Annotated in this window: 21 protein-coding genes; 5 read left to right on the top strand and 16 right to left on the bottom strand. The window is 63.0% G+C overall.

Annotated elements, in window-relative coordinates:
- The first annotated feature begins 54 nt into the window (after positions 1-54).
- Positions 55-1,455 (top strand): CoA transferase, encoded by a 1,401-nt coding sequence (locus DSC91_RS22040; protein WP_115783430.1) that lies wholly within the window; start codon positions 55-57, stop codon positions 1,453-1,455.
- Positions 1,456-1,485: 30 nt separating this feature from the next.
- On the opposite strand, the gene DSC91_RS22035 is transcribed toward DSC91_RS22040, so the two are convergent.
- On the bottom strand, positions 1,486-2,232 hold the full coding sequence (locus DSC91_RS22035; protein ID WP_115780853.1) for a GntR family transcriptional regulator: 747 nt from the start codon (positions 2,230-2,232) through the stop codon (positions 1,486-1,488).
- A 243-nt stretch (positions 2,233-2,475) separates the two neighbouring features.
- Between DSC91_RS22035 and DSC91_RS22030 the strand changes: the two genes are divergently transcribed.
- Entirely contained in the window at positions 2,476-3,321 is an 846-nt protein-coding gene (locus tag DSC91_RS22030; RefSeq protein WP_115780852.1) for an aldo/keto reductase, read from the top strand.
- Positions 3,322-3,403: 82 nt separating this feature from the next.
- On the opposite strand, the gene DSC91_RS22025 is transcribed toward DSC91_RS22030, so the two are convergent.
- The 12 genes from DSC91_RS22025 to DSC91_RS21970 all read right to left on the bottom strand — a co-directional run bounded on the left by DSC91_RS22025 (position 3,404) and on the right by DSC91_RS21970 (position 17,827).
- A complete protein-coding gene (locus tag DSC91_RS22025) occupies positions 3,404-3,880 on the bottom strand; it encodes a hypothetical protein (protein WP_115780851.1) in 477 nt (158 codons plus the stop codon).
- A gap of 319 nt (positions 3,881-4,199) precedes the next feature.
- A complete protein-coding gene (locus tag DSC91_RS22020; protein WP_162831449.1) occupies positions 4,200-5,168 on the bottom strand; it encodes a hypothetical protein in 969 nt (322 codons plus the stop codon).
- 434 nt (positions 5,169-5,602) lie between these two features.
- The gene (locus DSC91_RS22015) at positions 5,603-7,774 is read right to left on the bottom strand and encodes an ABC transporter ATP-binding protein (protein WP_115780849.1); all 2,172 of its coding nucleotides are present in this window, start codon (positions 7,772-7,774) and stop codon (positions 5,603-5,605) included.
- Positions 7,771-8,649 (bottom strand): ABC transporter permease, encoded by an 879-nt coding sequence (locus tag DSC91_RS22010; protein ID WP_115780848.1) that lies wholly within the window; start codon positions 8,647-8,649, stop codon positions 7,771-7,773. The genes DSC91_RS22015 and DSC91_RS22010 overlap by 4 nt, the downstream gene beginning before the upstream one ends.
- Positions 8,646-9,656: an ABC transporter permease gene (locus tag DSC91_RS22005; RefSeq protein ID WP_115780847.1), complete on the bottom strand. Its 1,011-nt coding sequence runs from the start codon at positions 9,654-9,656 to the stop codon at positions 8,646-8,648. The genes DSC91_RS22010 and DSC91_RS22005 overlap by 4 nt, the downstream gene beginning before the upstream one ends.
- Before the next feature lie 76 nt (positions 9,657-9,732).
- Positions 9,733-11,397: an ABC transporter substrate-binding protein gene (locus DSC91_RS22000; RefSeq protein WP_115780846.1), complete on the bottom strand. Its 1,665-nt coding sequence runs from the start codon at positions 11,395-11,397 to the stop codon at positions 9,733-9,735.
- A gap of 359 nt (positions 11,398-11,756) precedes the next feature.
- Positions 11,757-12,776 carry a HoxN/HupN/NixA family nickel/cobalt transporter gene (locus tag DSC91_RS21995; RefSeq protein WP_115780845.1) on the bottom strand — a complete coding sequence of 340 codons (1,020 nt, stop codon included), beginning with the start codon at positions 12,774-12,776 and terminating at the stop codon, positions 11,757-11,759.
- 18 nt (positions 12,777-12,794) lie between these two features.
- Positions 12,795-13,310 (bottom strand): cupin domain-containing protein, encoded by a 516-nt coding sequence (locus tag DSC91_RS21990; protein WP_115780844.1) that lies wholly within the window; start codon positions 13,308-13,310, stop codon positions 12,795-12,797.
- Between the two features lie 223 nt (positions 13,311-13,533).
- Positions 13,534-15,639 carry an elongation factor G gene (gene fusA / locus DSC91_RS21985; RefSeq protein WP_115780843.1) on the bottom strand — a complete coding sequence of 702 codons (2,106 nt, stop codon included), beginning with the start codon at positions 15,637-15,639 and terminating at the stop codon, positions 13,534-13,536.
- 316 nt (positions 15,640-15,955) lie between these two features.
- Positions 15,956-16,462: a DUF192 domain-containing protein gene (locus DSC91_RS21980; protein WP_115780842.1), complete on the bottom strand. Its 507-nt coding sequence runs from the start codon at positions 16,460-16,462 to the stop codon at positions 15,956-15,958.
- A 145-nt stretch (positions 16,463-16,607) separates the two neighbouring features.
- Positions 16,608-16,802, bottom strand: a complete 195-nt coding sequence (locus tag DSC91_RS21975) for a hypothetical protein (RefSeq protein ID WP_011489640.1) — start codon at positions 16,800-16,802, stop codon at positions 16,608-16,610.
- 455 nt (positions 16,803-17,257) lie between these two features.
- Positions 17,258-17,827, bottom strand: a complete 570-nt coding sequence (locus tag DSC91_RS21970; protein WP_115780841.1) for a pseudouridine synthase — start codon at positions 17,825-17,827, stop codon at positions 17,258-17,260.
- A 333-nt stretch (positions 17,828-18,160) separates the two neighbouring features.
- Here DSC91_RS21970 and icd point away from each other — a divergent pair, with 333 nt between their 5' ends.
- The gene (icd, locus tag DSC91_RS21965; protein WP_115780840.1) at positions 18,161-19,417 is read left to right on the top strand and encodes an NADP-dependent isocitrate dehydrogenase; all 1,257 of its coding nucleotides are present in this window, start codon (positions 18,161-18,163) and stop codon (positions 19,415-19,417) included.
- A gap of 257 nt (positions 19,418-19,674) precedes the next feature.
- Here icd and DSC91_RS21960 read toward each other — a convergent pair whose 3' ends face one another.
- Entirely contained in the window at positions 19,675-19,881 is a 207-nt protein-coding gene (locus DSC91_RS21960; protein ID WP_007180614.1) for a cold-shock protein, read from the bottom strand.
- 554 nt (positions 19,882-20,435) lie between these two features.
- Between DSC91_RS21960 and clpS the strand changes: the two genes are divergently transcribed.
- Together clpS and clpA are read left to right on the top strand one after the other, a co-directional pair.
- The gene (clpS, locus tag DSC91_RS21955; protein ID WP_006050100.1) at positions 20,436-20,750 is read left to right on the top strand and encodes an ATP-dependent Clp protease adapter ClpS; all 315 of its coding nucleotides are present in this window, start codon (positions 20,436-20,438) and stop codon (positions 20,748-20,750) included.
- Entirely contained in the window at positions 20,747-23,044 is a 2,298-nt protein-coding gene (clpA, locus tag DSC91_RS21950) for an ATP-dependent Clp protease ATP-binding subunit ClpA (protein WP_074765373.1), read from the top strand. The genes clpS and clpA overlap by 4 nt, the downstream gene beginning before the upstream one ends.
- A 137-nt stretch (positions 23,045-23,181) precedes the next feature.
- Here the strand turns inward: clpA and dut are convergent, their stop codons facing one another.
- Positions 23,182-23,628 (bottom strand): dUTP diphosphatase, encoded by a 447-nt coding sequence (gene dut / locus DSC91_RS21945; RefSeq protein ID WP_115780839.1) that lies wholly within the window; start codon positions 23,626-23,628, stop codon positions 23,182-23,184.
- A gap of 14 nt (positions 23,629-23,642) precedes the next feature.
- Positions 23,643-24,662, bottom strand: coding sequence for an LLM class flavin-dependent oxidoreductase (locus DSC91_RS21940; protein ID WP_115783427.1), 1,020 nt, complete (start codon positions 24,660-24,662; stop codon positions 23,643-23,645).
- Between the last annotated feature and the right edge of the window lie 72 nt (positions 24,663-24,734).

Here is a 24,734-nt window from a genome sequence, read left to right as displayed (position 1 = left end):
CTCGGTTCACTTTCTTCCTGTTCTGACACACACAACCCGAACACGATGAACGACATGAACGCCACGACGCCTGAACTCGCCCTCAAACATATCTGGATGACTGCGGAATGCGACCCGGCCGCGCTGAGGTCCGTTTCGCTTCCCGGCGCCGATCCGGGTTTGCCGTCGGTCTATCAGGTCGGCGCGTTGGCCTCGGCAACCATCGCCGCGAGCGGCCTTGCGGCTGCGGAATACCATCGTTTGCGCACCGGGCGCCGGCAACACGTCACGGTGGAGATGCGGCGCGCACTGGCCTCGTTTCGCAGCGAACGCTATCTGCGTATCGACGACGGCCCGCCGCCCGCCTTGCGCGATCCGGTGACGGGCTTTTACGCGACGCGCGACGCTCGCTGGATTCAACTGCACACGAACTTTCCGCATCATCTCGCAGGGGTGCTGAAGGTGCTGGGCTGCGCGAACGATCGCACGGCGGTGGCCGAGGCGATCCGCGGCTGGGATGGCGCGACGCTCGATCAGACGCTCGCCGACGCCGGCTTGTGCGCGGCATTGATTCGCACGCCCGAAGAGTGGAGCGCGCTCGATCAGGCGAAGGCGATTGCGGAGCTGCCGTTGTTCGAGATCGAGCGCATTGGCGACGCGCCGCTCGAACCGCCACGCGAGGCGGGCGCGGAGCGGCCGCTGGCGGGTGTGCGGGTGCTGGATCTGTCGCGCATCATTGCCGGGCCGGTGGCGGGGCGCGCGCTCGCGCAGCATGGCGCGGAGGTGTTGATGGTCAACGGTCCGCACTTGCCGAACATTGCGCCGCTGGTGATCGACAACGGGCGCGGCAAGCGCTCGGCCGTGATCGATCTGCGCGATGCAGCCGGGCGGGAAACGTTACGTGGCCTCGTCGGCGGTGCCGATGTGTTCTTGCAGGCATATCGGCCGGGGGCGCTGACGGCGCGCGGGTTTGGCCCCGAGGAGCTGGCGCGGGTGCGGCCGGGGATCGTCTATGTCTCGGTTTGCGCTTATGGGCACACGGGGCCGTGGGCCGGGCGGCGCGGTTTCGATAGCCTGGTGCAGTCCGCTAGCGGGATTGCTTTTACTGAGCGCGAGGCGGCGGGATGGCACGAACCGAAGCATTTACCGTGTCAGGCGTTGGACCACGCGACGGGGTATCTGGCCGCTTTCGGCGCAATGACCGCCTTGGCGCGCCGGGCCACCGAAGGCGGGAGCTGGCACGTGAGGGTCTCGCTTGCGCAGACCGGGCGCTGGTTGCAGTCGTTTGAATTGCTTCCCGACGGCTGGAAGGCACCCGATGTTTCGATCGACGACGTGCGGGATTGCCTGGGAACCGTGCAGTCGGAGTTCGGGCGGGTTTTGGGCGTTCTGCCGGCCGAGCGTCTGGAGGCGACGCCTGCGTATTTTGCGCTGCCGCCGGCGCGGATAGGCGCGCATGAAGCGAAATGGGCGTAAAGGTGCGGATGGCCGGGACAAAAAACGCGCTTACTTCCTCAACTCCGCCACGAAATCATAGTAATCGTTCCGGCAGTAGGTATCGGTCAGCTCGATGGCCCGTTGATCCGCCGTGTACCCGACACGCGTGATCAGCAACAGCGCTTCGTTGGGTGCGATGCTCATCTGCTGCGCGATCTCTTCGTTCGCGTTGACTGCGCGAAAATGCTGCAGCGCGCGCACAATCGTCAGTCCGCGATTTTCCAGGTACGTGTACAAGGAATCGCCAATTGCCTGAGGATCGGGAATCACCGCAGCGGGGAAGGTCGAATTCTCCACGGCCATTACGATGCCGTCGGCGAGGCGCAGGCGGCGCAGCCGGGTCACGGCCGCCGCCGGCGACAAGCCCAGTTGAATCACCTCATCGCGGTTAGCCGGCGAAATTTCCCGCGACAACCACTTCGAACTCGGCGTAAAACCGCGTCGCCGCAGCATCTCGCTGAAACTCGACAGACGCGATAGCGGATCTTCATAGCGCGGCGTGATGAAGCTGCCCGCACCTTGAGTGCGGCGAATCAACCCTTGTTCGACCAGCAGGGCAATGGCTTTGCGCGAGGTGATCCGCGATACGCCGAGCGCCTCGGAGAGCACGCGCTCGGAAGGCAGCGCCTCGCCCGCGTTCCAACGGTTTTCGTGAATCGCACTGCCGAGCTTGCGAGCGAGTTGCAGGTATAGCGGCGTGTCGTTTTCCGGGTCCGGGCGCAGGTCGCGCCAGCGGTCTTCCGAGGCTGAGGTCATGGGGCTTACGCAAGAAGGGCAAGCGGCAATTCTAAGACATCGGCGCGCTCCGTTATAGCGGGCTTTTGCCTGGTGCCCGATCCGGTGCTCGTGCAACCGCTAAACTCGTCGCTATGATTTCCGTGATGTGCACCGCGCACTCACGGGCCGCCGCATCGACATCCACGCGTTCTCCCACGCGCGTGGCCACCGGTTTAGCCACACTAGCCATCTTTGCCACTTTAGCCACTTCGAGGAGAAAGCATGACGACCGATATCGCAAGCGTGAGCCTGCCCGACGGCGAGCGTATTCCGAAACTGGGGCAGGGCACCTGGGAGATGGGTGAACAGCCGGCGCGGCGCGCCTCGGAACTCGCCGCGCTGCGTTGCGGCATCGAGCTGGGCATGACGTTGATCGACACGGCGGAAATGTACGGCGACGGCGCCACCGAGTCGCTTCTCGGAGAAGCGCTGGCGGGGCTGCGCGATCAGGTCTTTCTCGTCAGCAAGGTGTATCCGCATAACGCCAGCCGGCGCGGCGTGATCGCGGCCTGCGAACAGAGTCTCAAGCGCCTGAAAACCGATCGGCTCGATCTGTATCTGTTGCATTGGCGCGGCTCGGTGCCGCTCGCCGAAACGGTCGAGGCATTCGAGGCACTACGCAGCGCGGGCAAGATTCGCCACTGGGGCGTCAGCAACTTCGATACCGACGATATGGAAGAGCTTGTCGCCACGCCGGGTGGCGAGGCCTGCGCGACCAATCAGATTCTCTACAACGTTGCGCGCCGTGGGCCGGAATTCGAGCTGTTGCCGTGGCTCGCCGCGCGCAACATGCCGGCGATGGCATACAGCCCGGTCGATCACGCGCGCCTGCCGAAGCGCTCGCCGCTCGACGACATCGCCGACGCACGCGGCGTCTCGATCTTCCAGGTGGCGCTCGCGTGGGTGTTGCAAAAGCCGGGTGTGTTCGCGATTCCGAAAGCGGGCCGCGTCGAGCATGTGCGAGACAACCATCGGGCGTCGCAACTGCAACTCGACGCTCGTGAACTTGCTGCGATCGACACTTATTTCAAACCGCCACGCAGCAAGCGGCCACTCGACATGCTGTGAGCGCAGCGGCGGCTGTTAGCGGATTGCAGCCGCCGGTCGGGTCGGTGCGCTTATGCCGCTGCGGTTCGATGCGCCGGCGCCGTTAATTGCAACCATGGTGCATGTGCACGGAACCCAGAACGGCGACTTCAGCGGGCGTGTGTTTGAGCGAGTCTTCGTTGACCTGGGCGGCGTCGGCGACAAAGTCGTCGACGATCGACGACACCTGCGTATTGCGCAAGCACAGCGACACGCGCTGCGTTTCGTTGGGCGGCAGCGAGGCGCGCTGACCGAGGAACAGCACGCCGTACTGATAGCCGTGGATGATGCCGCGGATCGCGCCGATGCATTGACCCTGCGCGACGTTGTCGTTTTTCTGCCTGCAGGTTTGCGCGAGCGAATAGGCGGAGAAGGTCGGATCGACTGGCGGGGCGGCTTGCGACAAGGTTTGTGGCTGGGCCGACGTAGCCGGTGTTGGCGCCGGTGTTTGCGCATGAGCGAGCGATGCGAGGCCCAGAGCGGCAACCATCAGCAGGCCGGTGGCCGTGCGCGCCATGGAGTGGGGGACGTTTCGTTGCATGTTGTGATGCCCTCATATCGAACGTTGAATCTGATATGAGGCGAACGCTTCGGTTTGGTTCCGGCCGCGCACGACGCGATCGACTGTTTTGGTTTTAAACGTGTGCAAGAGCAGGCGCCGCCTGTTGTCGCTTCGCGGCCGTGCGTGGCGCTTTGCCGGGCCGCCTGCGGGTGCTGCCGACGCCAACCGGCCTCAGGCGGTGACGCTCGACCGGGGGATCGAGACATCACCGCCGATGCCGGGGGACTGCGGACGGCATACGCGTGTCGTTAGCGAGGGGTAGGGCGCGGGGGCCCCCTACCCGGGAAACAGGCGACTGCTAGTGCCCATTTCCTCCGCCATTGCCACCACCGTTACCGCCGCTACCCTTGCCTCCGTGACCGCCGCTGGGGCCTCCGCCAAAGCCGCCGCCGAACCCGCCACCGAAGCCTCCGCCAAAACCACCGCCAAAACCACCGCCGGGGCCGCCTTTTCCACCGCCGAATCCGCCGCCGGGGCCGCTACCGCTACCGCAACCGCAGCCGCCGCCGCTGCTACCACCGCCGCTGCTACCGCCGCCGCTGCTACCGCCGCCGCTGCTACCGCCGCCGCTGCTACCGCCGCCGCTGCTACCGCCGCCGCTGCTACCGCCGCCGCTGCTACCGCCGCCGCTGCTACCACCGCTGCTACCGCCGCCGCTGCTACCGCCGCCGCTGCTACCGCCGCCGCTGCTACCACCGCCGCTGCTGCCGCCGCCGCTGCTGCCGCCTCCGCTGCCGCCGCCACCGCTGCTACCGCCACCGCTGCTACCACCACCGCTGCTACCACCGCTGCTGCTGCCGCCTCCGCCGCCGCCACCACCGCTGCCGCCGCCATTACCCTTGCCGCCGCCACTGCCCGAGCCTGCTGCTCCGCCGGCTGCGCCGGCGCCATTGCCGCTCGCACCCGCGCCACTGCTGCCGGCGCTCGCCGCGCCGTTGCCGCCGCGATGCTGCACGCATCCTCCGACACTGGTGCTTGTGCACTCGCGCGGACTGAACACCAGCGCCGCGTCGTCGGCAGCGGTCGGTTCGTCGGGCGCGGTGCCGGTGGCCGCTGCGCCCTCCGCCGAACCGTCGTCCTGCGCCGCTTGCGTCGCGGCGTGCGAGCCGCTCGCAGGCATGGGCGCATCGGCAACCGTCATCAACCTGGGGACCGCATCGGTCGACGCCGAGTACGCGACCTGGGTTACCAGCAAAGCCACGCCTGCCGCGATTGCCGTACTCCGTAAAACCCCGAAGTAGTACTGATTGAATTTTCTGGTTTTCATCACGTCTCTCCCGAGGGGACGCCGGCACCTCGCTGCCGTCATCTCCCACGCTGATCCTTCAACGGCGGGCCTGTCTGAACGCGGGCCTCGTCGCTCCCCGAGTCTGGTTTGCGAATGCAAGTCAAACACCGTCACTGTCTTCCCGGTGTCCTAGCCGGTGCGCGGCGTTTGCACGCGCTTCAGCCGATACCGCCCGGGCGCGCTGCGTTACGGTTCGCTTCCTGTCACGGCGATTCGCACAAGCGGCGCATCAGTCTCTATCGCGATCTCTTTGGCTTCGAATGTCTGGACGCTACTTAGCGATATCCATGCCATTGCCCGCAAAGCCTTGCAGTGATGGGCGTCGAATAGGCACGTGCGATGCCCGCGAGGAAAAAATGCGGGAAAACGTTTCGATGATGAAACGCGTGGCCGGAAAGCCGCCTTATTGCGCGTTATTCGTTGCGCGCGGCGTTTTCCGGTGCGTTTTCCGAGGTGCTGCCGGAGGCTTCGACGGCGTTGCTGCGCGAGGCGGCCTGCAGCACACGCAGATCGTCGACGGGGATATGGCAGCGGATGCGATGCGCGGACGGCTGGGCACGGTCGTCGCTGCCGGCTTCGAGAAAGGGCGGGTCTTGCTGCTCGCAGATTGCTCCGAGCTTGCGCGGGCAGCGCGTATGGAATACGCAGCCGGAAGGAGGCGATGCGGCGCTCGGCAGATCACCGGACAGGCGTATGCGAGCTGTGTTGTCGTGGGCGTCGAGTGTCGGCACCGAAGACAGAAGCGCTTCGGTGTAGGGATGGTGCGGTCCGCCGAAAACCGCGGCTGCCGGTCCGATCTCGAGCAGGCGGCCGAGGTATAGCACGGCAATGCGATCCGACAGATAGCGCACCACGTGCAGATCATGCGAGATGAACACGTAGCTCACGCCACGCTCGCGTTGCAGATCGGCGAGCAGGTTGAGAATCGCGGCCTGCACGGAGACGTCGAGCGCCGAAGTGGGTTCGTCGCAAACCACCACGCGCGGCTCACCGGCAAACGCGCGCGCGATCGCCACGCGCTGTTTGAGGCCACCGGACAACTGACGCGTGCGCGAACCGAGATAGCGTTCAGGCAAACGCACGGCCGCCGTCAAGGTGGCGAGCCGTTCGTCGATCGCGGCGCCGCGCAGCGCGGTGAGGCGCGACAACGCACGGCCGATCAGCCGCTTCACCGAATGCGCGCGATTGAGCGCCGAGTCCGGATTCTGGAACACGATCTGCAGCGACTTGACCTGCTCGTCGTTGCGTCGCGTGACGCGCGCGGCGAGTGGCGAGCCGTCGAGTTCGAGCACGCTGCCCGCATCCGGCGTCAGCAGGCCAAGCATCAGTTTCGCGAGCGTCGTCTTGCCACTGCCCGATTCGCCGACAAGGCCGAGCGTTTCGCCGCTGGCGAGATCGATCGAGACGTTGTCGACCGCGCGCAGCGGCGCGCCGGACACGTGGAATGTCTTCGAGAGTTTTTCCGCGCGCAGCACGAGAGCAGGGCGCTCGCCATCACGCAACGTATCGTCATGCGAAGGCAGCGCATCCGCAGCCGTACGCGGCAGTTCGATTGCGCGCTCGTGATAATGGCAGCGCGACATCTGATCGCCGTGCGCCGCGCTCAAGCGATACGGCGGCGGTGCTTCGCGGCGGCAGCGGTCGTCGGCGAGGCGGCAGCGGTCCGCGTAAATGCAGCCTTGCGTGACAGAGCCGGGCAAGGGCAGATTGCCCGCGATGGTGTCGAGCCGCTCGGTGTCCTTGCTGCGCCCCGCAGTCGGCAGACAGCGCAGCAGTCCAACCGTATAGGGATGACGCGGCCGTGCGAACACGTCCTGCGTGGCGCCTTCCTCGACCAGCTTGCCAGCGTAAAGCACGCCGACGCGCTCGCACATTCGTCCGATCACCGCGAGGTTGTGGCTGATGAACAGCACCGCCGTGCCGAGCTCTTCGCGCAGTTGCGCCACGAGGTCGAGCACCTCGGCTTCGACGGTGGCGTCGAGCCCGGTGGTCGGTTCGTCGAGAATCAGCAAGGCCGGGTTCGAGGCGAGCGCCATGGCGATCACCACACGCTGCTGCATGCCGCCCGACAACTGATGAGGATAGCTGTCCATCACGCGCTCGGGTGAGGCGATACGCACCCGCTGCAGTATCTCGACCGTGCGCTGCACCGCTTCGTCACGCGAGACGCCGGCAGCTTCAAAGGCTTCCGTGACTTGCCGCGCGATCGTCAGCGACGGATTCAACGCCCGCCCGGGATCCTGATAGACCATCGAGATCGCATTCGCGCGCATCGTGCGCAACGCGTCGGCGTCGAGCTTCTGCACGTCCTGGCCGGCGATGATGATCTTGCCCGCTTTCACCTTGCCGTTGCGCGGCAGATAGCGCAGCGCCGCCATCGCGACCGTCGATTTGCCGCAGCCCGATTCGCCGACAAGGCCATACGCTTCGCCGCGCCGCACGCGAAACGATACGTCCTGCAGCACTTCACGATCGCGTCCGCGCATCCGGTACGTGACCGTCAGGCCGACGACGGTCAGCGCATCCGTGCGATCGCTCTTCGACACGTCGAAGGCGGGGAACGAGGCGGGCGGCGGGCCGTTCATCGGTCGAGCACTCCTTGCACGCTATCGGCGATCAGATTCACGCCGACCACGAGCGAGGCGATGGCGCCGGCTGCGAACACGACAGTCCACCACGCGCCGCCTGCCATCAGCGTGTATGACTCGGACAGCGCGAGGCCCCAGTCGGCGGAAGGCGGCTGAATACCGAAGCCGAGAAACGACAGCGTTGCGACCGCGAAAATCGCATACCCGAGCCGCACGGTCGCCTCGACGATGATCGGCGGCAGCACGTTGGGCAGAATCTCGGCGAACATGATGTACGGCGCGCGTTCGCCGCGCAGTTGCGCCGCGGCGACGTAGTCCAGATGCCGTTCCGCGAACACGGCGGCGCGCACGGTGCGCGCGGTGATTGGCGTGAAGGTGATGCCGATCACGAGAATCACGGTGAAGTTCGATGCGCCGACCGCGGCCAGCGCGAGCAACGCAACGATCACGAGCGGCAGCGCGAGCACGGCGTCGATCGCGCGGCCCACCACGTTGTCGACCCAGCCCTCGAAGTAGCCGACGATCAATCCCAACGCAGTGCCCGCGAGCGTGCCGAACAGCGTCGCCAAAGGCGCGATGGTTAAAATGTCCCGCGCGCCGACGATCACTCGCGAGAACACGTCGCGGCCGAGCTGATCGGTGCCGAACCAGTGCGTGCCATCGGGCGGCGTGAGCGAGTTGAGCGGGTCGGATGCGTATGGGTCGATCCGCACGATCCATTGCCCGGCGATCGCACAGACGACCCACCATCCGACGATCAACACGCCGACCACGAACGTGGGCGAGCGCAGCAGCACGCGCAACTGGTCGAAGCGCGGCTCGGTAGCCGGACGTGGCGCGGGCGGCGCGGCTGGCGGAACAAGGGTGCTCATTCGGCGCTCCTCACGCGAAGTCGCGGATTGAGCAGGACATGCAGCGCATCGGCGACGAGATTGGCGACGGTGTAGACCACGCCGATCGTCAGCACACCCGCTTCGAGCATCGGAAAATCCTTGGCTTTTGCGGCGTTGTAGATCAGCGAGCCGATACCTTGATAGTGGAACAGCGTCTCGACCACCACGAGGCCACCGATCATATAGCCGAGCTGCGTAGCGGCGACGGTGATGGTCGGCAGCAGCGCATTGCGCAGCACGTGCCGCCAGATCACGGTGCGGCGTGGCAAACCCTTGAGGATCGCGGTGCGGGTGTAGTCCGCATCGAGCGCTTCGACGGTGCCCGCGCGCGCCATCCGCGCGATGTAGCCGAAGAACACCAGCACCAGCGGCAGCACCGGCAGAATCAGATACCGCAATTGTTCTGGCGCGCTCGCTTCGGGCGGATACGACGCCTCGATTGGCAGCCAACGCAGCCATATGCCGAACACCAGAATCAGCACGATCGAGGAGACGAACTCCGGCACCACCGTCGCCGACAAACCTGCGATGCTGATGGTGCGATCGAGCCAGCGCCCCGCGTGCATGGCAGACCACACGCCGCCCGCAATGCCGAGCGGCACGACGACGACAAACGCCAGCAAACCGAGCTTGGCCGAATGCGCCAGGGCGTCGGCGATAAACGGCCCGACCGGTTCACGGTACGCGTAGGAGAGCCCCATATCGCCGCGCACGAAATGCGAAATCCACTCGACGTATTGCGTCAGGAGCGGACGATCCGCGCCGAGCTGATGATTGAGCGCGGCGACCGCGCGTGCATCGGCGAGCGGTCCCAGCACCGCGCGGCCGATGTCGCCAGGCAGCAACTGGCCGCCGGCGAACACGATCACCGACAACAGCCACAGCGTGATCAACGACAAACCGGCCCGCGTCGCCAGAAACCGCACGACACGGCCCGCATTGCCGCTCGAGATCGGGGACGCGGAAGGGGTCACCGTGGTCGACATCGTGATCTCCTGCCGAAGAAGCGCCGTGCGCTCATGCGTTCAGCGGTTTTTGCATTCACCGCTCGTGCGTTCGACATCACGCGCTCAGCACCGCGCGGTCGAAATACAGTTGCGCGAGCGCGGTGAAGCGCACGCCGTTCACACCCTTGCGCATGGCGATCAGTTGATCGTAAAAGAACGGGATGATCACGGGCGTTTCGTCGAGCAGCAGCGTCTGGATCTGTCCGGAGATCTTTTTCTGCGTGCCCAGATCGACCGCCGCGACGAACTGCGCGACCAGTTGATCGTATTGCGGGTTCTTGAAGTGCGCGGCGTTCCACGTGCCGGTGCTGGTGAGCGGTGCGTTCAGAAACACGTTCGGCACGCCGCGATGACCGTAATCGGTGATGCCGAGCGGCGAGTCGAGCCAATCCGATTTGCCCGGCGTGCCCGCGCCGTAGTACAGCGACTGGCTCTCCACCTTCAGATCGATGCGCACGCCGATCGCCTTCGCCGCGTTCTGCACGACCACGGCGAGGTCGGGAATCTCCATGTACTTTTCGGTGGTCAGCGTGACGTCGAAGCCGTTCGGCACGCCCGCTTGTGCAAGCAGTTGCTTCGCTTTCGCGATGTCGATCCTGCGTTGCGCGACGCCTGCATCGGAAGACGGAAACACCGGTGCGAACGGGCTGTCGTTGCCTAGCTGCGCACGGCCCTTGAACAGACCCCGCACCAGCACCTCGCGATCGAGCGACAACGCCAGCGCCTGACGCACGCGCTTGTCCTTGAACAACGGGTTGTCGTTGCGCATATGAATCTGGCGATGCGCGCTCGACTTCACGCCGATTGCCTTGTAATCCGGATTGTTCAGAATGCCCGCGCCGCCCTGCACGGTGAAGGTGCCCATCACGTCGGCCTGATGGCCTTGCAAAGCGAGCATTTGCGCCTGTTCGTCCGCGTAGAACGAGAACTGTACGCGTTGCGGTAACGCTTTATCGCCCCAGTAATCCGGATTGCGCACGAACGAAGCGCCGACCTTCGCCTGATACTTCTCGAGCTTGAACGGACCGGTGCCGATAAAGCTCTTTTCATAACCACCTGCATAGTTCGCGGGCAGGATCACGGCGTTGAAATTGTCCGAGGAAACGTAGTACGGGAAGTTGCCGTTCGGTGCGTCGAGATGGAAGGCGACCGTGTGTTCGTCGACCACCTTCGCACCGCCTTTGGAGAGCACGCCCTTGAGCACCGAGAGCGCCGCCGAGCCGCTCGCCGGATCGGCGAGGCGATCGAAGGTGGCGACGACGTCCTTGGCGGTGAATAGCTGGCCGTCGTGGAATTTGACGCTCGGGCGCAGCGTGAAAGTCCAGACGTCACCCTTGTCGTTCGGCTTCCACGACAAGGCAAGCGCCGGCTTCAGCGCGAGTTTTTCGCTGTCGTCGTCGATCAGGAATTCGCCGGTCTGGTTCAGCAGCGCGAGACTCGCGGCGTCGTTCACCGTGAGTGGATCGACCGCGCCGGCCGGCGTCAGATGGGCCACGCGGATCGTCTGGCTGGACGGACTCGGCGTGCCTTGCGCGCGGGCTCGCGGCGCATTCAGCACGCCGCCGCCAGCCAGCGACAAACCGATCACGCTCGCGTAGCGCAGCAGATCGCGGCGCGTGACGCGGCCGGCGATGAATTCGTCGATGGCGTGGTTGCCGTAGGCGTCGGCGGTGCGGCGGGCTAGGTCGAGTTCGAGAAATCGGTCCGCGGGAGTCTTCATCGATGGAGTGTCCAATCCGTTCTGCTGTCGGTTCTGAAGGGTCACGCCGAATGCGCGCGACAGGGCGACTTATTGCAATGACGAAAAGCTGCAGCGCGCTGCAGTGCTGAAAAGCGGTTTCAGTTTAAGCGATTGCACGCCGGTTCGGCGTGCTTGCAGCGCGGTCCGGCTGCCGTTTGGCGCATAAAAGGGTCGGCGTGTGTCGTCACGACAACGCTTGGCGGTTGTCTCGCACGGCCTGCGCTAAAGCGCGGGATGCCGCAGCGCGGAAATCGCCGTTACGCCGGCGCCGCTTTGAAAACCTGCTTCGAAAACCCGCTTTGAAAACGTTACCGATCCTCTGCGAAGGCAAGGTGGATTTACCGCGCGGCCGTGTTCGGGCGGCGCCAGCGGTGGAACAGCACCGAGCCGATCCAGCACGCCATGAAGGTCGCGACGATGCCATAACCCAGTACGCCGAAGCGTTCGTTGAGGGCTGCCACCGCCTCCCATGCGCCGCCGCTCAAACCGAGTTTGTCCGACAGCAGACCCAACGCTTCGACGCCGCCAATGACGATCGCCACGACCGCCGAAACGAACGTGATGCTCGCGTTGTAGTAGAGCTTGCGCTTCGGATCGTCCATGGCCCAGCCGTAGGCGTGGACCATCAGCACGTTGTCGGTTGAATCGACCAGCGTCATGCCCGCGGTGAAGAGCGCCGGGAACACGAGAATCGAATACAGCGGCAGACCTTTGCCGGCTTCGGACGCCGCAATCGCCAGCAGGCCGATCTCGGTCGCGGTGTCGAAGCCGAGGCCGAACAGCACGCCGACCGGGTACATGTGCCAGCTTTTCGTCACGAGCCGGAACATCGGCCGCAATGCGCGAGACAGGAGGCCGGCGGGCGCGATGCTCGCCGTCGCTTCAGCAGCGAGTTCACCGCCGCGTTGGACGTGGCGATAGCGGCGCCACACGTCGCGCAGAATCACGAGGTTCACGCACGCCAGCACCAGCAGAAACACGGCCGACACGACCGTGCCGATCGTGCCGCCCACCGCTTTGAAGGTGTCAAAGCGGCCGTGCAGCGAATGCGCGGTCCACGCGATGCCGATCGTCGCCACGATCACGATCGTCGAATGGCCGAGCGAAAACGCGAGGCCCACGCCGAGCGGACGCTTGCCCGCCTGCATCAGCTTGCGCGTGACGGCGTCGATCGCGGCGATGTGGTCGGCATCCACGGCGTGGCGCAAACCGAAGCCGTATGCGAGCAGCGCGGTGCCGAGCAGCAGCGGGTAGTGACGAAACGCGATCAGCGCCCAGGCCCACGCGCCGAGATTGGCGGCAATCAGGACGGCATAGAGCGTGATGAGGCGAGGGCGCAGCGAAGCGGTCGGCGTCATGAGTGGCGTGAAAGCGGTTTAGTGATCGTGCGGATGCTTGTGAATCGGATCGACCCAGAAGACCGTTTCAGGCGCTTCCACCGCGTCGATGTTCAGATTCACCACCACCGCTTCGTTGTCGCTGCGCACCAGCACGCATTCGAGTGGATCGTCAGTGCTCGCGTTGATTTCCTGATGCGGGACATAGGGCGGCACGAAGATGAAGTCGCCCGGGCCGGCTTCGGCCGTGAACTCGAGATGCTCGCCCCAGCGCATGCGTGCCTGACCGCGCACCACGTAGATCACGCTTTCGAGCGCGCCGTGATGGTGTGCGCCGGTTTTCGCATTCGGATGGATCGTCACGGTGCCGGCCCAGAGTTTCTGCGCGCCGACGCGCGCCGCGTTGATCGCCGCCGCGCGATTCATGCCCGGCGTTTGCGCGGTATTGCTGTCGAGCTGGTCGCCCTTGATGACCTTCACGCCGTGCTCGCGCCAGTCGATCGGCGCCGGCGCCTGCTCATCCTTGTAGTGCGGGTGTTCGTGATCCTGGCTCATGGTGTGTCTCCTCGTGGGCACGTCTCCGGATGCAGGGCGCGGTGCCGTCCGGCATTTTTGCACGTTCAAAAACGTGTGTGTTGGCTGCGGCCGGAGGCTGCGTAATGGACGAAAAAGGACGAAAAAAGGACGAAAAAAGCCCATCCACAGGGGACGGGCCTTTTGCCGTTTGCCTTCATTGCATTGCGGGTTGCAGGACATCGCGTGTTGCAACCCACGGCGCTTATTTCTGCTTCGCGTTGATCACGGCTTCCGCGACGTTGTTCGGCGTTTCAGCGTAGTGCTTGAACTCCATCGTGTAGGTCGCGCGGCCTTGCGTCGCCGAACGCAGCGAGGTCGAATAACCGAACATCTCCGCGAGCGGCACTTCGGCGCGCACCAGCTTGCCGCCGCCGCCGGCGATGTCTTCCATGCCTTGCACCATGCCGCGACGGCTCGACAGGTCGCCCATCACGTTGCCCATGAAGTCTTCCGGTGTTTCCACTTCGACGGCCATCATCGGTTCGAGCAGCACCGGCCTCGCCTTGCGCATCGCGTCCTTGAACGCCATCGAACCGGCCATGCGGAACGCGTTTTCGTTCGAGTCGACGTCGTGGTACGAGCCGAAGGTCAGCGTCACCTTCACGTCGACCACCGGATAGCCCGCGAGCACGCCGGCCTTGAGGGTTTCCTGAATGCCCTTGTCGACCGCGGGGATGAACTCGCGCGGAATCACACCGCCCTTGATCGCGTCGACGAATTCGTAGCCCTTGCCTTGCGCCGCCGGCTCGAGCGTGATCACGGCGTGGCCATACTGGCCGCGGCCGCCCGATTGCTTGACGAACTTGCCTTCCACGTCTTCGACCTTGGTGCGCACCGTTTCGCGGTACGCGACCTGCGGCTTGCCGACGGTGGCCTCGACGCCGAACTCGCGCTTCATCCGGTCGACCAGAATTTCCAGGTGCAACTCGCCCATCCCGGAGATGATCGTCTGGCCGGATTCTTCATCCGTCTGCACGCGGAACGACGGGTCTTCCTGAGCCAGACGATTGAGCGCGATGCCCATCTTTTCCTGGTCGACCTTGGTTTTCGGCTCGACGGCCTGCGAAATCACCGGCTCGGGGAAGATCATCCGTTCGAGAATGATCACGTGCTGCGGATCGCACAGCGTGTCGCCGGTGGTCGCTTCCTTCAGGCCGACGGCCGCGGCGATGTCGCCCGCGTAGACTTCCTTGATTTCCTTGCGCTCGTTCGCATGCATCTGCAGGATCCGGCCGAGGCGCTCCTTCTTCTCCTTGACCGCGTTGTAGACGGTGTCGCCCGAATTCACCACGCCGGAATACACGCGGAAGAAAATCAGCTGGCCGACGAACGGGTCGGTCATGATCTTGAAGGCGAGCGCGGAGAACGGATCGTCGTCTCTCGGATGACGCTCGATTTCCTTGTCGTGTTCGTCGTGGCCGGTGATGGCGGGAATGTCGACCGGCGACGGCAGATAGTCGATCACCGCGTCGAGCATGGCCTGCACGCCCTTGTTCTTGAAGGCGCTGCCGCACAGCATCGGCACGATCTCGTTGGCGATGGTGCGCACACGAATGCCGTGCTTGATTTCCTCTTCGGTCAGCGTCCCGCCGTGCAGATATTTGTCGAGCAGTTCCTCGTTCGCTTCAGCGGCGGCCTCGACCATCTTGTCGTGCCATTCCTTCGCGGTAGCCGCGAGTTCCGGCGGGATGTCCCGGTACTCGAACTTGATCCCCTGGTTCTCTTCGTCCCAGTAGATCGCCTTCATCTTGACGAGGTCGACCACGCCCTGGAAATGATCTTCCGCACCGACCGGAATCTGGATCGGCACCGCGACGCCCTTCAGGCGATCGCCGATCTGCCGTTGCACGCGGAAAAAGTCCGCGCCGACGCGGTCCATCTTGTTGACGAACGCAATGCGCGGCACCTTGTACTTGTTCGCCTGACGCCACACGGTTTCGGACTGCGGCTGCACGCCGCCGACCGAGTCGTACACCATGCAGGCGCCGTCGAGCACGCGCATCGAGCGTTCAACTTCAATCGTGAAGTCGACGTGGCCCGGGGTGTCGATGATGTTGATCCGGTGTTCCGGATAGTTGCCGGCCATACCCTTCCAGAAAGCAGTGGTGGCAGCCGATGTGATCGTGATGCCGCGCTCCTGCTCCTGTTCCATCCAGTCCATCGTCGCAGCACCGTCGTGAACCTCGCCGATCTTGTGGGTCACGCCTGTGTAGAACAGGATGCGTTCGGTGGTGGTGGTTTTGCCAGCGTCGATGTGAGCGCTGATGCCGATATTCCGGTAGCGCTCGATGGGAGTCTTGCGGGGCACGTGAACCTCCTTGAAATGGCGCGCCTGTAACGCTTGCCGGGCGGCAGTCCCTGCTGCCCGGGGAGCCTTGGATGCTGCTTTGCCAAGAATACTAGGATAGCGCGTCGGCTTGTCTTTTGCAGGAATCTTGCCAGCCGCGCCTGATGGCCTGCCGGTAAGGGCTCGCGAGACGGCGCGGGCCTTTTGCGGTGCGGTAGCGCGCAGGGTCCGCCGTGCTCTGAACGCAAAAAAGCCGGTGCCTCGCGAAAGGCACCGGCTTTTTTCTGAAAAGCGTCCGCTGAAGAATCGGCAGGGTGTCGCCGCGATCGACGCGCCTTTATTGCGCGGCCGGCAACCCCTGGATTTTCATCCCCGGTTTGATGCCTTTCGACGAGAACCAGCCCTTGCTCATTTCCAGCGCATACACGCCGTTGTTCTTCGGGCAGTGATTGTTGGTGGTCTCGGCCTGCATCTCGTCGATGTCGGTGACCGTGCCGTCGGCGCGCATGAAAGCGATCGACAGCGGGATCAACGTGTTCTTCATCCAGAAGCAATGCACGGCGGTTTCATTGAAGACGAACAGCATGCCTTCGTTCGGTGCGAGGGTCGTGCGATACATCAAGCCTTGTTCGCGATCGGCGTCGTTGGCGGCGACGGCTGCGTCGATCACGAACATGCCCGCGGTCAGCTTCGCGCGCGGAAAGTCGCCGGGCTGCTTCGCGCCGGCCGGCATCTGTTGCGCATGAGCGGGGGCGGCGGTCGTCGCGGCGAACGAGATTGCCGCGAGCGGCAGTGCAACGGCAACAGCGAAACGCGCAATCAACGAGCGCATGGGAAATCGCACGGCATAACTCCTTGCTGGAATTTAACTCGCGAATGTTACGCGAGCGCGTCAAAAACAAAAAGGCAGATCGCCTTGCGGTGATCTGCCTTTCAACGCCGTAAGAACGGCAATGAAGCGAGTTCTTGACTGCGTTTTTACAACAAACTTACTCCGAAGCGCCCGAAGCTGCAGCAGCTGCTGCTGCCTTCTTGTGCGACTTCTTGTGAGCGTGCTTCGTGGTCTTCTTTGCCGACGAAGCAGCTGCTGCCGGAGCTGCCGAAGCTGCTGCCGGTGCCGAAGCTTGTGCGAATGCTGCCGTTGCGAAGAGGCCAGCGACCAGAGCGGCGATCAGTTTGTTCATTTTGTGAATCCTCAGCTTGAGTTAATTAACCAAATGACCCGGTTATATGTAGAGTCATGTCGGTAAACGTGCCATCCACCTTTCGGTTGACAGCCGCATCGAACAATTTTTCGACGCGTCTGCTTAGCGCTCAGACTCCCCGTACTCACCGCGAACGCGGCGTGTGCAAAGGCCCTTAAGGCTGAATGCCGGATAGCTTCGGGCGGCATCTGCGTCGAATAACGCGTGAGCTCGCGCACCGGTTGACGTGAATTTTGTGGAAAATTTATATGCCGGCGTGCTGATGCAATTGAATGGCTGCGCAGCGATCGTGAACACAATTGTTTCACGCATTTTTCATATTGGTTTCACGAGCTATTTTGTTTGCGGATACAACGAGTTAGCTTTGTTTGCCGCGGGTCGAAATGCAGGTTCGGCGCAGACATCGTGCAGACAAGGCGCGCATCCGGACGCGTTCAGGCGATGCCTTCCCACGGCGCTTTCAGCGGCAGTTCGACACTTTCTCCCGGCTGCAGCCCCAACGAAAAAATATCGAGTGCGCCGATACCGGCGCGCACGAGGCGCAACGTGGGGAAACCCACCGCCGCGGTCATGCGTCGCACCTGGCGGTTTTTGCCTTCGGTGATCGACAACTCGATCCACGTAGTGGGAATCGCGGCGCGATAGCGGATCGGCGGCGTGCGGGTCCAAAGCGAGTCGCTCGGCTCGACGTACTCGGCGCGGCAGGGCCGCGTCACGTAGTCGCCGAGATCGACGCCGCGTGCGAGCTTCTTCAACGTGGCATCATCGACTGCGCCTTCCACCTGCGCCCAATAACGTTTGACAAGTTTGTGATGCGGCTCGGCGATGCGTGCTTGCAGCGCGCCGTCGTCGGTGAGGAGAAGCAGCCCTTCGCTATCGGAGTCGAGCCGGCCCGCCGGATAGACGCCGGGCACTTTTACCCAATCGGCCAGCGACGCCCGCGTTTCGTGCGGCGAAAACTGACAGATGGTGCCGAACGGTTTGTTCAGGGCGAGGAGTCGCATAAAGGAATCGATGAAGGTGGAGCGGCGCCGGCGGCGGGACGTGCCACGCAGGCCTGGAGAGGCGCCGACCCGGTAGTAAATGGCGCAATAGTAATGCATAATGGGCCGCTGCACGTCCTCTGTCTTATATAAGACATAAGACTAAACGGCTTACCGGTTTTGATTTTAGACAATGTTGGAAAACCCCGAGCCGCTACGGCCTCGTGGCTGCGTCGGCGTGGGCTAGAATAGGCGACCAGGCCGCTCGCAGGCGTCCGGCATTGCGTAGCGAGGAGCACCCGGTTTTCGCAGTCTCCCATCAGCTTTCAGCACAGCCTTCACTGGAGTCCGATCATGCCGTATCAGCACATCAAGGTTCCGACCGGCGGTGACAAGATCACTGTCAACGCGGATTTCTCGCTCAACGTTTCCGACCAGCCGATCATTCCGTATATCGAAGGCGACGGAACGGGCTTCGACATCACGCCGGTGATGTTGAAAGTGGTGGATGCCGCAGTGGAAAAAGCTTATGCGGGCAAGAAGAAAATCCACTGGATGGAAATCTACGCCGGCGAGAAGTCGACCAAGGTGTACGGCCCGGACGTATGGCTGCCGGAAGAAACGCTGCAGGTGCTGAAGGAATACGTCGTCTCGATCAAGGGGCCGCTCACCACGCCGGTTGGCGGCGGTATCCGTTCGCTGAACGTCGCGCTGCGCCAGGAACTCGACCTGTATGTCTGCCTGCGGCCGGTGCAGTATTTCAAAGGCGTGCCTTCGCCGGTGCGCGAGCCGGAAAAGACCAATATGGTGATCTTCCGCGAGAACTCGGAAGACATCTACGCCGGCATCGAGTGGCCGGCTGAGTCGGAACAGGCCAAGAAGGTCATCAAGTTCCTGCGCGAGGAAATGGGTGTGAAGAAGATCCGATTCCCCGAAACGTCGGGCATCGGTATCAAGCCGGTGTCGCGCGAAGGCACGGAGCGTCTGGTGCGCAAGGCCATCCAGTATGCGATCGACAACGATCGCCGCTCGGTCACGCTGGTGCACAAGGGCAACATCATGAAGTTCACGGAAGGCGCGTTCCGCGACTACGGTTATGCGCTGGCGCAGAAGGAATTCGCCGCGGAGCTGATCGACGGCGGACCGTGGATGAAGATCAAGAACCCGAAAACGGGCGGCGACATCGTGGTGAAAGACGTGATCGCCGACGCGTTCCTGCAGCAGATCCTGCTGCGCCCGGCGGAATATGACGTGATCGCCACGCTGAACCTGAACGGCGACTACGTTTCAGACGCGTTGGCCGCGCAGGTCGGCGGTATCGGGATCGCGCCGGGCGCGAACCTGTCGGATTCGGTCGCGATGTTCGAAGCCACGCACGGCACGGCGCCGAAGTACGCCGGCAAAGACTACGTCAACCCGGGTTCGGAAATTCTCTCGGCTGAAATGATGCTGCGTCACATGGGCTGGACTGAAGCGGCCGACCTGATCATCAAGTCGATGGAAAAGTCGATTCTGCAGAAGCGGGTCACGTATGACTTCGCGCGCTTGATGGAAGGCGCGACGCAAGTGTCCTGTTCGGGCTTCGGTCAGGTGTTGATCGAAAACATGTAAGCGATTCGCGCCGGCTTCGTCGGCTCGAAATCAAAACCCCGGCGCCGTGAGGCGGCCGGGGTTTTTTCTTATGGCAGGCAGCGGGTGAGCGCCGAAAGCATTCGGAAAGGGAAGCGGGTGTCCGCTATTTGGGCATTCGCGCTGCCGACGACTGACGACTCAGGCCGCGGTCGTGATTCGCCGCAAATTAGAACGTGCCGCCCAATAAAAGAAACCCGGCATGAAGCCGGGTTTCAAAGGACGGGTAACGAACAATGTCAGGCAGGTGCCTGGATGTTCGATGCCTGTTTGCCTTTCGGGCCTTGCACGACCTCGAAGGTTACTTTTTGACCTTCCTTGAGGGTCTTGAACCCATTCATCTGGATGGCCGAGAAGTGTGCAAACAGATCCTCACCACCTTCGTCAGGCGTGATGAATCCGAAACCTTTTGCGTCATTGAACCATTTGACCGTACCAGTTGCCATTCCAACTTCCCCTGTAACTCATGTCACTACCACGAGCCCTCGAAAAGCTCGACGACCGCGCGATGCAGCCGCTCCCTCCTCACAAGCTCACCATCGGCATTTTTTCGATTTATGGCGCAGTGAAAAAAGTGCCAGCTTGATTGTTGAGGCTCTTTATTCGAGTGTCAAGAAAATTTTGAGACGTCGTTGTCGCGTTGCAAACAGGTGTTTTCCAGGGTTTTTCCCGCTTTTGTTTTCTTATGTGCGGTTGCCCAAGCGGGCTGTCTTGAAAAGTCGCATAATCGACTCACATGCTGTTCTGCGGGTCGCGCACCGTCCGCTGGCCGTGCGCGTGCCGTCAGCCAGCGCCGGCAGGTTGTGCGATACTCGATCCGACTGCGGCGCAGCACGCCTGCGACGCATCACAGGATAGGGGCCGGCTCCGCAATCGGCTCGTCGAATGACGCACCGCTCTGGGGGTAATCACCCACCAGGCGGGAGCGAACGGGCTCACCGGCCGGTCGGCCGGGTTTTGACAGGATTGCGGGCCTGTCCTAGTTGTTTAGAATGGGTGTATGGCGATTATCCCGGACAAGCAGGACGGCACCGTACTGGAGCGGCAGGAAAAGAAGCTGAAGCCGCCTTCCATGTACAAGGTAGTGCTGCTGAATGACGACTTCACGCCAATGGAATTTGTCGTGATGATCGTGCAGGAATATTTCAATAAAGATCGTGAAACCGCAACACAGGTCATGTTGAAGGTGCATCGCGAGGGCAGGGGAGTTTGTGGGGTCTATACGCGGGACATCGCGTCGACCAAAGTCGAGCAAGTCGTTACCCACGCACGGCAGGCCGGGCATCCGCTGCAGTGTGTGATGGAGGAAGCATGATTGCCCAGGAACTGGAAGTCAGCCTGCACATGGCGTTCATGGAAGCACGCCAGGCAAGGCACGAGTTCATCACGGTCGAACATCTTTTGCTGGCACTGTTGGACAATCCAACAGCGGCGGAGGTGTTGCGTGCATGCGCGGCCAATATCGAGGATCTGCGCCAGAACCTGCGCAACTTCATTCATGACAATACGCCGACCGTGCCTGGCACGGACGACGTCGACACGCAGCCCACGCTGGGTTTCCAGCGTGTGATCCAGCGCGCGATCATGCATGTGCAATCCACCTCGAACGGCAAGAAGGAAGTGACCGGCGCGAATGTGCTGGTGGCGATCTTCGGCGAGAAGGATTCGCACGCGGTGTACTATCTGCAGCAGCAGGGCGTGACGCGTCTGGATGTGGTGAATTTCATCTCGCATGGCATTGCCAAGACCAGCAGCACGGACGCCGCGAAAGCGAGCGACGCGAATGCAGAGTCCGACGAAGCCGCCGCGCAGAAAGAAACGCCGCTCGCCCAGTTCACGCAGAACCTGAACCAGATGGCGAAAGACGGCCGCATCGATCCGCTGATCGGGCGCGAGTCGGAAGTCGAGCGCGTGGTCCAGGTGCTATGCCGTCGCCGCAAGAACAATCCGCTGCTGGTCGGTGAGGCCGGTGTCGGCAAGACCGCGATCGCCGAAGGGCTCGCCTGGCGCATTACGCGCGGCGAAGTGCCGGATATTCTGGCCGATGCGCAGGTGTACTCGCTGGATATGGGCGCGCTGCTCGCCGGCACCAAGTATCGCGGCGACTTCGAACAACGCCTGAAGACGGTTCTCAAGGAATTGAAGGAACGTCCGCACGCAATCCTGTTCATCGACGAAATTCATACGCTGATCGGCGCGGGCGCCGCGTCGGGCGGCACGCTGGACGCATCGAATCTGCTGAAGCCGGCGTTGTCGTCGGGCACGCTCAAGTGCATCGGCGCGACCACGTTCACGGAATATCGCGGCATCTTCGAAAAAGACGCGGCTTTGTCGCGCCGTTTCCAGAAGGTCGACGTGACCGAGCCGACCGTCGAACAAACGGTGGCGATCCTGCGCGGCCTGAAGTCGCGCTTCGAAGAACATCACGGCGTGAAGTACTCGTCGGGTGCGCTGTCGGCGGCGGCTGAATTGTCGGCGCGCTTCATCACGGATCGTCATTTGCCGGACAAGGCAATCGACGTGATCGACGAAGCCGGCGCGGCGCAACGCATCCTGCCGAAGTCGAAGCAGAAGAAGACGATCGGCAAGAACGAGATAGAGGAAATCATCTCGAAGATTGCCCGCGTCCCGCCGCAAAGCGTGTCGCAAGACGATCGCAGCAAGCTGCAAACGCTGGATCGCGATCTGAAGAGCGTGGTGTTCGGGCAAGACCCGGCCATCGACGCGCTGTCGGCCGCGATCAAGATGGCGCGTGCGGGCCTCGGCAAGCTGGACAAGCCGATCGGCGCGTTCCTGTTCTCCGGCCCCACGGGCGTCGGCAAGACGGAAGTGGCGAAGCAACTGGCGTTCACGCTGGGGATCGAGTTGATCCGCTTCGATATGTCGGAATACATGGAGCGTCATGCGGTCAGCCGTCTGATCGGCGCGCCGCCGGGCTATGTCGGTTTCGACCAGGGCGGTCTGTTGACCGAAGCCGTCACGAAGAAGCCGCATTGCGTGCTGCTGCTCGACGAAATCGAGAAGGCGCATCCGGACATCTACAACGTGCTGCTGCAGGTGATGGACCATGGCACGCTGACGGACAACAACGGCCGCAAGGCGGATTTCCGCAACGTCATCATCATCATGACGACGAACGCGGGCGCCGAGGCCATGGGCAAGTCGGTGATCGGCTTCACGAATCGCCGGGAGACCGGCGACGAAATGGTCGACATCAAGCGCATGTTCACGCCGGAGTTCCGTAACCGTCTGGACGCAACGATCAGCTTCCGCTCGCTCGATGAAGAAATCATCATGCGCGTGGTCGACAAGTTCCTGATGCAACTGGAAGATCAGTTGCATGAGAAGAAGGTCGATGCGCTCTTCACCGACGCGCTGCGCAAGCATCTCGCCAAGCACGGTTTCGATCCGTTGATGGGCGCGCGGCCGATGCAGCGCTTGATCCAGGACACGATCCGTCGTGCGCTGGCCGACGAGCTGCTGTTCGGCAAGCTGATGAACGGCGGCCGCGTGACGGTCGACGTGGATGCGGAAGACAAGGTGCAGTTGACCTTCGACGAACATCCGGCGCCGCGCAATCCGAATCCGGAAGCGGTTGAGGTGGAGTAAGCCGGCGGAGTAAGTCGGTCGAGTAAGCGTTTCAGTCTCATCTGAAAGCAGAACGGCGCGGGTTGAACCCCGCGCCGTTCTGCTTTTTGCTTTGTGTGAAGCGCCTGCCGGAAGCAGGCAATGCTTATCGATAGCGCTTAGTGCTTGCCGGTGCTGCCGAACCCACCCGCACCACGCTCGCTGGTTTCGAAATCGTCGACGATATTGAACTCGGCTTGCACCACCGGCACGATCACCAGTTGTGCGAGACGTTCCATCGGATTCAGCACGAACGTGGTTTCGCCGCGATTCCACGTCGAGATCATCAGCTGACCTTGATAATCTGAATCGATCAGCCCGACCAGATTACCCAGCACGATGCCATGCTTATGGCCCAGACCCGAACGCGGCAGAATCAACGCCGCATAACCCGGATCGCCGACGTGAATCGCCAGACCCGTCGGCACCAGTGCGGTTTCGCCGGGTTTCAGCGTCAGTGGTTCGTCGAGGCAGGCGCGCAGGTCGAGCCCTGCGCTGCCGGTGGTTGCGTAGGCCGGGAGTTGTTCGCGCATGCGCGCATCGAGAATCTTCAGGTCGAGTTTCATGCAGGTTCGAAGGGTTAGGGAGTGGAGGTCGGGCGCCCGAGTTGGAACGCGTCGGCGAGAAGTTCATAGGAGCGCAGCCGGGCGCGATAGCTGCCCGCTACGGTGAGGACGATCAATTCGTCGGCCTGGAACTGCTCCTGCAAGGCATGCAGCCGTTCAGTGACAGTTTCTGGCGTGCCGATGATGCTGCGTGGCTTCTCGCGGTCGATCACCAGTTGCTCGCGTACGCCGTATTCCTGCGCGACGCCCTGTTCGACGGTCGGAATCGGCGCATTCAGGCCAAGGGCCATCTGCACGCGGCGCAGGTCGACCGCCTTTTCCAGGTCGGCGGCTTCGTGTTCGGTGTCGGCGCAAATCACGAACACCGAGGCGGCCAGATAGGGCTGCTCTGTTTCCGGGCTGGCTTTGAAGCGTTCACGATAAGCCAGCGCCACCTGCTGCCCGAAATGCGCATTGATGAAATGGGCAAATGCGAAACGGATGCCGAGTTGCGCCGCCAGCAGGCCGCCGAATTCACTCGACCCGAGCATCCACAATTGGGGACGTGTAGCGATTTGCGGTTGAAGCAGCACGCCATGCGCCAGGTGATCCTCGGGCAGCGTGCCGTGCATCAGGCCGATCAGATCGCTCACCTGTTGCGGAAAAATTTCGCCACGATTGTAGGCGCCGGCGGCGACCGCCTGCGCGGTCCGCATGTCGCCGCCCGGCGCGCGTCCCACGCCCAGATCGATACGGTTTGGAAACAGTGCCTCGAGCATCATGAATTGCTCGGCGACCTTGAAGGGGCTGTAGTACGGCAGCATCACGCCACCTGAGCCGAGGCGAATGCGCTGGGTCACGCTGCCGAGGCGTGCGAGCATCACCTCGGGGCAGGGGTTCGAGACACCGCGCAGGCCGTGGTGTTCGGCGCACCAGTAGCGCGTATAGCCGAGGTCGTCGGCAAGTTGCGCGAGTTCGACGGTGGCGGCGATTGCGTCCGCCACCGAGTACCCGTCGATCACGGGCGTTTGATCGAGCACGGAAAGTAGCGTCATGGCGATACTGCTCCAGATGATTCGGTACGCCAGAGCGGCCGGCGGCGCGTTCAGCATGCGCCGCCTCGTGCG

The sequence above is a fragment of the Paraburkholderia caffeinilytica genome (genome assembly GCF_003368325.1).
In the GTDB taxonomy this organism is placed as follows: Bacteria; Pseudomonadota; Gammaproteobacteria; order Burkholderiales; family Burkholderiaceae; genus Paraburkholderia; species Paraburkholderia caffeinilytica.
Note: the sequence above shows the minus strand (reverse complement) of the source record. Positions and strands in the feature narration are given on the sequence as shown.

Coding starts and splice junctions, on each gene's coding strand:
- DSC91_RS22015 (WP_115780849.1), bottom strand. CDS start 7,774: ATGAACGGCCCGCCGCCCGCCTCGTTCCCCGCCTTCGACGTGTCGAAG.
- DSC91_RS22035 (WP_115780853.1), bottom strand. CDS start 2,232: ATGACCTCAGCCTCGGAAGACCGCTGGCGCGACCTGCGCCCGGACCCG.
- DSC91_RS21960 (WP_007180614.1), bottom strand. CDS start 19,881: ATGGCAACTGGTACGGTCAAATGGTTCAATGACGCAAAAGGTTTCGGA.
- dut (WP_115780839.1), bottom strand. CDS start 23,628: ATGAAACTCGACCTGAAGATTCTCGATGCGCGCATGCGCGAACAACTC.
- DSC91_RS22040 (WP_115783430.1), top strand. CDS start 55: ATGAACGCCACGACGCCTGAACTCGCCCTCAAACATATCTGGATGACT.
- DSC91_RS21975 (WP_011489640.1), bottom strand. CDS start 16,802: ATGAACAAACTGATCGCCGCTCTGGTCGCTGGCCTCTTCGCAACGGCA.
- DSC91_RS22005 (WP_115780847.1), bottom strand. CDS start 9,656: ATGTCGACCACGGTGACCCCTTCCGCGTCCCCGATCTCGAGCGGCAAT.
- DSC91_RS22000 (WP_115780846.1), bottom strand. CDS start 11,397: ATGAAGACTCCCGCGGACCGATTTCTCGAACTCGACCTAGCCCGCCGC.
- DSC91_RS22025 (WP_115780851.1), bottom strand. CDS start 3,880: ATGCAACGAAACGTCCCCCACTCCATGGCGCGCACGGCCACCGGCCTG.
- DSC91_RS21970 (WP_115780841.1), bottom strand. CDS start 17,827: ATGCGACTCCTCGCCCTGAACAAACCGTTCGGCACCATCTGTCAGTTT.
- DSC91_RS21940 (WP_115783427.1), bottom strand. CDS start 24,662: ATGACGCTACTTTCCGTGCTCGATCAAACGCCCGTGATCGACGGGTAC.
- DSC91_RS22010 (WP_115780848.1), bottom strand. CDS start 8,649: ATGAGCACCCTTGTTCCGCCAGCCGCGCCGCCCGCGCCACGTCCGGCT.
- icd (WP_115780840.1), top strand. CDS start 18,161: ATGCCGTATCAGCACATCAAGGTTCCGACCGGCGGTGACAAGATCACT.
- DSC91_RS22030 (WP_115780852.1), top strand. CDS start 2,476: ATGACGACCGATATCGCAAGCGTGAGCCTGCCCGACGGCGAGCGTATT.
- clpS (WP_006050100.1), top strand. CDS start 20,436: ATGGCGATTATCCCGGACAAGCAGGACGGCACCGTACTGGAGCGGCAG.
- DSC91_RS22020 (WP_162831449.1), bottom strand. CDS start 5,168: ATGAAAACCAGAAAATTCAATCAGTACTACTTCGGGGTTTTACGGAGT.
- DSC91_RS21995 (WP_115780845.1), bottom strand. CDS start 12,776: ATGACGCCGACCGCTTCGCTGCGCCCTCGCCTCATCACGCTCTATGCC.
- clpA (WP_074765373.1), top strand. CDS start 20,747: ATGATTGCCCAGGAACTGGAAGTCAGCCTGCACATGGCGTTCATGGAA.
- DSC91_RS21990 (WP_115780844.1), bottom strand. CDS start 13,310: ATGAGCCAGGATCACGAACACCCGCACTACAAGGATGAGCAGGCGCCG.